Annotated in this window: 5 protein-coding genes; all 5 read left to right on the forward strand. The window is 70.0% G+C overall.

The window, feature by feature from the left end:
* A partial coding sequence (locus GT042_RS01870; RefSeq protein WP_161306941.1) for a MinD/ParA family protein occupies positions 1–1,349 on the forward strand: 1,349 nt, incomplete at its 5' end.
* Positions 1,350–1,547: 198 nt separating this feature from the next.
* Positions 1,548–3,425 carry an ABC transporter substrate-binding protein gene (locus GT042_RS01875; protein WP_161306942.1) on the forward strand — a complete coding sequence of 626 codons (1,878 nt, stop codon included), beginning with the start codon at positions 1,548–1,550 and terminating at the stop codon, positions 3,423–3,425.
* A 3-nt stretch (positions 3,426–3,428) separates the two neighbouring features.
* Positions 3,429–4,505, forward strand: coding sequence for an ABC transporter permease (locus GT042_RS01880; RefSeq protein ID WP_202532227.1), 1,077 nt, complete (start codon positions 3,429–3,431; stop codon positions 4,503–4,505).
* Entirely contained in the window at positions 4,502–5,443 is a 942-nt protein-coding gene (locus GT042_RS01885) for an ABC transporter permease (RefSeq protein WP_161306943.1), read from the forward strand. Before GT042_RS01880 ends, GT042_RS01885 begins: the two co-directional genes overlap by 4 nt.
* Positions 5,440–6,270, forward strand: an 831-nt coding sequence (locus tag GT042_RS01890; RefSeq protein WP_161306944.1) for an ABC transporter ATP-binding protein, incomplete at its 3' end; no start/stop codon positions are given. The genes GT042_RS01885 and GT042_RS01890, both read left to right, overlap by 4 nt.

The following is a 6,270-nucleotide window of genomic DNA, read 5'->3' on the forward strand; positions in this document are numbered from 1 at the left end:
GCGAGCGGTCCGTGCCGGGCGCGCCGCTCGGCTACACCGCCGCCGTCGAGCTGTCCTCCGACCGGCTCCTGCGCAACACCAAGCCGAAGGCGAAGAGCAGTCGCAATCCGTCCAGCGCCTCCCGCTTCAAGATCGGCGGCAAGGCGGCGGAGGCCGAGCGGCAGCGCAAGCTGGAGCTGATCCGTACGCCGGTGCTCTCCTGCTACCGGATCGCGGTCATCAGCCTCAAGGGCGGGGTCGGCAAGACGACCACCACCACCGCCCTGGGGTCGACGCTGGCCACCGAGCGGCAGGACAAGATCCTGGCGATCGACGCCAACCCGGACGCCGGTACGCTCGGCCGCCGCGTGCGGCGCGAGACCGGGGCGACCATCCGCGACCTGGTCCAGGCGATCCCGTACCTCCAGAGCTACATGGACATCCGCCGCTTCACCTCGCAGGCGTCGTCCGGTCTTGAGATCATCGCCAACGACGTGGATCCGGCGGTCTCCACGGCGTTCAACGACGAGGACTACCGGCGTGCGATCGAGGTGCTCGGCAAGCAGTACCCGATCATCCTGACGGACTCCGGCACCGGTCTGCTCTACAGCGCGATGCGCGGGGTGCTGGATCTCGCCGACCAGCTGATCATCATCTCGACGCCGTCGGTGGACGGCGCCAGCAGCGCCTCCACGACGCTCGACTGGCTGTCCGCGCACGGCTACGCCGATCTGGTGCAGCGCTCCCTCACGGTCATCTCGGGGGTTCGCGAGACCGGAAAGATGATCAAGGTCGACGACATCGTGCAGCACTTCGAGACCCGCTGCCGCGGGGTGGTCGTGGTGCCGTTCGACGAACACCTCGCCGCCGGCGCGGAGGTCGACCTCGACATGATGCGGCCGAAGACGCGCGAGGCGTACTTCCACCTCTCCGCGCTGGTCGCGGAGGACTTCGCGCGGGCCCAGCAGGCGCAGGGGCTGTGGACGTCGGACGGCAACAGCCCGCCGCCGCAGTACGCGCCTCCGATGCCGGGGCCGGGCGGCGGACCGGGGCAGCCGCAGCAGGCGCAGCCGTACCCGCAGCAGCAGCCGTACGCCCCACAGCCCTATCCGCAGCAGCAGTACCCGCAGCAGTACGCACCCCAGCAACCCCAACAGCAGCACCAGGCCCCTCAGCCTCACCCACAGCAGCAGCCGTACGCCCAAGCGGGGCAGCAGCCACCCCAGCAGGCACCGCACCACGCACCCCAGCAGTCACCCCAACACTCACCCCAACAACCGCCCCACCAGCCCGAACCCCACCAGGGACACCCCGGCGTCCCGCCCGGCTGGCAGCAGCCCCCGCAGGCACCGCCAGCGCCTCAGCAGTGAGGCGGCAGAGGTAGATACCAATGAGGGTCCGTTCCTGGTTCGAGGAGCGGACCCTCCGGGCATTCCCGCAGCCCACACGGGGTGTCCGGCCGCCGTTGACGCGGCCGGACGACCGCTGATAGACCTGCGCTTCACCAGTTGGCGATCCAGAATCCACCCGGCTTCTCCGTGCGAGTGATGACACGAGGTCACCGTCTTATGGTCCACAGCGTTCCCCCACGCCCGACGCGACAGCCCCTGAGGCACTCCTCCCGCTCCTCCCGATTCCGTCTGCTCCTGGCCTCCGGCGCCCTGTCCGGCGCGCTCGTCGCCGGGACCGTGATCCCGTTCTCCCCGCTGCTCCCGGCGCCCCAGCAGGCCCGGGCCGCCGACGGCAAGAAGGTGCTCACGCTCGCGGTCAGCCAGAGTGTCGACTCCCTGAGCCCGTTCCTGTCCCAGACCTTGCTCGGTACGACGGTTCACCGCCTGACGTACGAGTACCTGACGAACTACGACCCCAAGGACGCGCACACGATCCCGGGGTTCGCGACGGCGTGGAAGCCGTCGGCGGACAAGCTGACGTGGACGTTCACCATCCGCGACAACTCCAAGTGGTCCGACGGCGTGCAGGCGACCGCCGAGGACGCCGCGTGGACGTTCAACAAGATGATGACGGACGAGAACGCGGCGACCGCCAACGGCAGTTTCACCTCCAACTTCAAGAAGGTGACCGCCCCGGACCCGCGGACGCTCGTCATCGAGCTGAACAAGCCGCAGGCCACGATGACCGCGCTCGACGTGCCGATCGTGCCGAAGCACATCTGGGAGAAGGTCGGCGACTTCTCCAAGTTCAACAACGACAAAGAGTTCCCGATCGTCGGCAACGGGCCTTTTGTCATTACGGACTTCAAGGTCGACCAGTACATCAAGCTCAAGCCGAACAAGACCTTCTGGCGCGGTGCGCCCAAGTTCGACGAGCTGGTGCTCAAGTACTACAAGGACGGGGACGCGGCCGTCGCCGCGCTGCGCAAGGGCGAGGTCTCGTTCGTCCCCAACCTCACCCCGGCCCAGGCCGCTTCGCTCAAGGCCACCGCCGACATCAAGGTCAACGACGCGCCCGGCCGCCGCTTCTACGCCCTCGCCACCAACCCCGGCCCGCGGTCCAAGGACGGCAAGAAGTTCGGCAACGGCCATCCGGCGCTGCTCGACCCGGCCGTACGGGAAGCGCTCTTCCGGGCCGTCGACCGCAAGACCGTCATCGACAAGGTCTTCCAGGGCCACGCGGTCGAGGGCCAGGGCTACATCCCGCCCCGCTTCGCGTCGTACTTCTGGCAGCCCTCTCCCGACCAGGCGCTCGGGTACGACCCGGCCGCCGCGGCCGAGATCCTCGACCGGGCGGGCTACAAGAAGAACAGCTCGGGCAAGCGCGTCGGCAAGGACGGCAAGCCGCTCGACTTCCGTATCCTCTGCCACGCCACCGACCCCAACGACAAGGCCGTCGGCAAGTACCTCCAGGAGTGGTGGGGCGACCTGGGCATCGGGCTGGAGGTCGAGTGCCTCGACAACGTCTCGGACCCCTGGCTCTCCGGTGACTACGACCTCGCCTTCGACGGCTGGTCCGTCAACCCCGATCCCGACTACGTCCTCTCCATACACACGTGCGACGCGCTGCCCGCCACGCCCAAGGACAGCGGTGCCACGGACAACTTCATCTGCGACAGGACGTACGACGACCTCTACGCGCGACAGGCCGCGGAGTACGACCCCGCCCGGCGCGCGGAGCTGGTCAAGCAGCTGGAGTCGCGGCTGTACGACACCGGGTACATGAACGTCATGGCCTACCCGAACGCCGTCGAGGCGTACCGTACGGACCAGATCAAGTCGATCACGACGATGCCGGAGGCCGCCGGCAACCTCTGGGGCCAGGACGGCTACTGGAGCTGGTGGTCCGCGGTTCCGGCCGCGGGTGACAACAGCGCGGACAGTTCGTCCTCCACCGGCGTGGTGATCGGGATCGGAGCCGCCGTCGTGGTCGTGGCCGCTCTCGGGCTCTTCGTCGTGATGCGCCGCCGTTCCACCGCGGAAGACCGTGAATAACCCATGAGTACCGCAAGCACCCCCGGTGCGGTGCGGGACGCCGCCGACGGCCCGGGGACGACCGGGCCGCCGGACGCGGCGGACCGCCGCTCGTCGGGCACCGCGACCGCTTATCTCCTCTACGTGGCGGGGAAGTTGGGCGGGGCGGTCGTCTCGCTGGTCGCCGTGCTCGTCACCAGCTTCTTCCTGTTCCGGATCATCCCCGGTGACCCGGTGAAGGCCATGACGCGCGGCGTCCCGACGTCGGCCGAACAACTGGCCACGATGCGCAGGCAGTTCGGCCTCGACCTGCCCATGTGGCGGCAGTTCACCGACTACTGCGCCGACGCCCTGACCGGCGACCTCGGCACCTCGTACCAGTTCCACGCGCCGGTCGGTGAGCTGATCGGCGAGAAGCTGCCCGCGACCCTGCTGCTCATGGGGGTCGCCGCGGTGATCTACTCGGCGCTCGGGCTCTGGCTCGGCACCCGCTCCGCCTGGCACAACGGCGGCCTCGGCGACCGGATCAACACGGGCGTGGCGCTGACCCTCTGGTCCGTCCCGTCCTTCTGGCTGGGCCTGCTGCTCATCATCGTCTTCTCCGTCGGCATCGGCCCGATCCCGGGGATGTTCCCCACCGGCGGTATGTCGTCGGGCAGTTCGAGCGGCTTCGGGTACGTCACCGACGTGGCGCACCACATGGTGCTGCCCGTCGTGACCCTGGTCGCCGTCGGATACGCGCAGACGCTCCTCGTCATGCGCTCCTCGCTGCTGGACGAGATGGGCAGCGACTATCTGACGACGGCCCGCGCGAAGGGCCTGCGGGACGATCTCGTACGACGCCGGCACGCGGTACCCAACGCCCTGCTGCCCACCGTCACGATGGTGTTCATCAACCTGGGCCATGTGGCGGCCGGTTCGATCCTCGTCGAGACGGTCTTCTCCTGGCCGGGCCTCGGCGGGCTCTTCTACCAGGCGCTCAGCGTGCCCGATCTCCCCCTCGTACAAGGCCTGTTCGTCGTCTTCGCCGGCGCGATGATCCTGATGAACCTGCTCGCCGACCTGCTCTATCCGCTGCTCGATCCCCGGGTGGGCCGATGACACCGGAGAAGACCCCTCCGCTCCCCTCCGCACCGGATCCCGCCCTGCCGACCGCGTCCTCCCTCGCCTGGACCCGGCGGCGCGACTCGGTGGCCCGCTTCTGGCGGCAGTACCGTACGCACCGGTCAGGACTCTTCGGTCTCGCGGCCCTCGCACTGATCTCCCTGACCGCCCTCCTCGCGCCGCTGCTCGTCGGCGACGACGTGCGGAGTGTGACCCACGCGCCCGGGACGGCGCTGGAGTCGCCGAGCGGCGCGTTCCCCCTGGGCACCGACCAGTTCGGGCGGTCGCTCCTCGGCCTGCTCGTCTGGGGCTCGCGCATCTCGCTCACCGTCGGACTGCTGGCTGCGGCCCTGTCCGTCGCCATCGGCACCCTGGTCGGCGTCATCGCCGGACACTACGGCCGGTGGTACTCCACCGTCATCATGCGGATCACCGACTGGTTCCTGGTGATGCCCACCCTGGTCCTCGCGATCGTGCTCGCCACCGTCATGTCCCGCTCCATCTGGACGGTCGTCGTGGCGATCGGGGTGACCAGCTGGCCGACGACGGCACGGCTCGTACGGGCACAGACCATCGCGGTCGAGTCCCGGCCGTACATCGAGCGGGCCCGGGCGCTGGGCGGCGGCCACCGGCACATCATGACGCGCCACGTACTGCCCAACGTCATGCCGCTGGTGCTCGCCCAGACCACACTCGGCATCTCCAGCGCCATCCTCACCGAGGCCACCCTGGCCTTCCTCGGGCTCGGCGACCCCACCGTCGTCTCCTGGGGCGGCCTGCTCCAGGACGCGCGGGAGGCGGGCGCCGTCTCCTCCGGACACTGGTGGTACCTCGCGCCGCCCGGCGTCGCGATCGCGGTGGTCGCGCTGGCCTTCACACTCTGCGGCCGCACCGTCGAGGCCGTGCTCAACCCCAAGCTAGGGGCGACTCGTTGACCACTCCGACCACACCTGCCCACGCCCTGCTGGAGATCAAGGATCTCCATGTCACCTACGCCTCCGGCGCGGCGGCCGTACGCGGCGTCGACCTCACCGTCGGGGCCGGTACGAAGCTCGGCATCGCCGGCGAGTCGGGCTGCGGCAAGTCCACGCTGGCCCTGGCCCTGCTGCGCCTGCTGCCCGCCTCGGCGAGCGTGACCGGCGAGATCCTCCTCGACGGCGAGGACGTCCTCACCATGAAGTGGGGGCGGCTGCGAGCCGTACGGTGGGCGGGGGCGTCGATCGTCTTCCAGGGCGCGATGCACTCGCTCAACGCGGTGCACCGGATCGGCGACCAGATCGCCGAACCGGTGGTGCTGCACCAGCACGCCACCCCGGCGGCGGCCCGGCGCCGGGCGGGCGCCCTGCTCGAACAGGTCGGGCTGCCGGCCGCCCGGGCGGGCGCCTATCCGCACGAACTCTCCGGCGGGCAGCGCCAGCGCGTGATGATCGCGATGGCCCTGGCGTGCGATCCCCGGCTGATCGTCGCCGACGAGCCGACCACCGCGCTGGACGTGATGATCCAGGCGCAGATCCTGCGGCTCATCGAACGGCTCGTCGCCGAGCAGGACATCAGCCTGCTGATGATCAGCCACGACCTGACGGTCCTCGCGGACACCTGCGACCGGCTCGCGGTGATGTACGCGGGGCGCGTCGTGGAGGAGGGCCCGGCGCGGGCGGTGTACGACGCGGCCGAGCACCCGTACGGGCGCGCGCTGTCCGCCGCGTTCCCCCGCATCGGCGATCCGGCCTCCCGGCGGGCGCCGCGCGGGCTGCCCGGCGAC

This window comes from Streptomyces sp. SID3212 (assembly GCF_009865405.1).
Classification (GTDB): domain Bacteria; phylum Actinomycetota; class Actinomycetes; order Streptomycetales; family Streptomycetaceae; genus Streptomyces.